Source organism: Psychrobacter sp. 1Y4, assembly GCF_051847555.1.
In genome coordinates this window covers 1-642 of sequence record NZ_JBPYDE010000708.1, presented here as the reverse complement: position 1 = coordinate 642, position 642 = coordinate 1, and the positions used below count along the sequence as shown (strand labels likewise).

General features: G+C 47.4%; 1 protein-coding gene. It reads right to left on the bottom strand.

What is annotated here, in order from left to right; translation table 11 throughout:
• Positions 1 to 642 (bottom strand): BCCT family transporter (locus tag ACS8FC_RS18455; protein WP_439297861.1); only part of this gene is annotated, 642 nt, incomplete at both ends.

Genomic DNA, 642 nt, shown 5'->3' with positions numbered 1-642 from the left:
CCAATAGAACACAGACCAGTCTTTTTGCCATGTGGACAACGTATCACCGACAGTCGTACCATCTGGTTGCCAAATCGTTGTTAATAGGGCAGGAAGTGCAACCACATAGTCGAACAAACCTAAGAAGAAAGATTGCAAACCAAAGAATGTCGAACCAAAGATTAAGAAAAAGGTAAACAGAATAAAGCTGAGCCACATGTTGAGATTAGACAGCCATTTGACCCCTTTACCAAGCCCTGACAATGCAGAGACGGTAGCGACCCCAACGATGACAATCAATGCAACGATAATGGCGGCCGCGGATGATTTGCCTTCAGCGTTGAGGAGCCAGTCGCCCATGCCAACACGGTACATGCTAGAAACAAACTGCTCAACACCAAACCCTAGTGTTTGTGCGACGCCCAAAAGCGTTGCAATGACAGCGACAATGTCAATGGCATCACCAAGCCTACCAGACAGTTTTTTGCCAAAGATTGGCGCAAGGCCTGAGCGAATGGTAAGGGGTAGTTTACGGCGGAAAGAGAAATAGGCCATCGAAAGACCGACTAAAGAATAGCAAATCCATGCGCTAAATCCCCAATGGAGAAAGGCCCATTTATACGCGTATCGCACGTTATCAGCACCATAGCCTGTTGCCATACC